1 protein-coding gene is annotated in these 534 nt (G+C 67.0%); it reads left to right on the forward strand.

Annotated features, from left to right (window positions below; all coding sequences use genetic code 11):
• Positions 1 to 534, forward strand: a 534-nt coding sequence (locus AB4Y92_RS25420; protein ID WP_441822139.1) for an EAL domain-containing protein, incomplete at both ends; no start/stop codon positions are given.

The following is a 534-nucleotide window of genomic DNA, read 5'->3' on the forward strand; positions in this document are numbered from 1 at the left end:
GACGAGTTCGTCCTGGTGTCGCGGCACTCCCCTGGTGGCGAGCATGGTCTGTTGCAGGCTGAGCAGGTGCGCTTTGCGCTCGAAGCGGATTTCATCGACGGAACGGCGCGTCATGCGGTGAGCGTCAGCGTGGGCTGCGCCCGGTTCCCCGAGGACAGCGACAGCGAAACGGGATTGCTCGACGCCGCGAATGCGGCCTTGCGTCTCGCCAAGACCGAAGGGCGCAGCCGCATCCGGATGTTTGACTTTGCCGAGCAGGAGCGCGAGCGCGAACGTCTCGATCTGCGCGCGCATCTGCGCCAGGCCATCGAGACCGGGGCGATCCTGTTGCATTATCAGCCGCAGTTCCGGGCGGATGGCAGCGTCGTCGGGTTCGAGGCATTGGCACGCTGGCGCCACCCTTCACGCGGCGTCGTCTCGCCGTCCTTGTTCATCCCAGCAGCGGAGGAGGGCGGGCTTATCGCCGCGCTTGGGGCTCACGTCCTTCGCGCGGCCTGCCGCGAAGCGGTGCGCTGGAAAGAGCCTCTCAGGATC

The organism is Lysobacter sp. TAB13 (genome assembly GCF_052113885.1).
Classification (GTDB): Bacteria; Pseudomonadota; Gammaproteobacteria; order Xanthomonadales; family Xanthomonadaceae; genus Lysobacter; species Lysobacter gummosus.